General features: G+C 45.4%; 1 pseudogene. It reads left to right on the top strand.

Going from position 1 to position 207, the window contains the following annotated elements:
• Positions 1-19: 19 nt before the first annotated feature.
• Positions 20-207: pseudogene (locus tag LKX83_RS33770) on the top strand (ATP-binding protein); the annotation flags it as partial.

Below are 207 nucleotides of genomic sequence, written 5' to 3'. Positions count from 1 at the left end.
GCTTGAGGTGCCTAAATAAGTGTTAAATCAGGTTGTAATTAAGCTGTGGATCACCATCATTGGATTGGTGGCTGTCGTATTGACCGCGCTTAGCCTGACGCTTATGTCTTTTCTGGATGGGTTTTATGAACGCCAGCGCACGGATGATTTACAGCAGCTGGCACAGCATATGGCTCATGTTATTGTAGTCTATAAGGATCGGGAGAA

The sequence above is a fragment of the Cohnella baijiui genome (assembly GCF_020731285.1).
Classification (GTDB): Bacteria; Bacillota; Bacilli; order Paenibacillales; family Paenibacillaceae; genus Cohnella.
The sequence above is the reverse complement of the archived record's forward strand: the minus strand, read 5'-3'. Positions and strand labels throughout refer to the sequence as shown.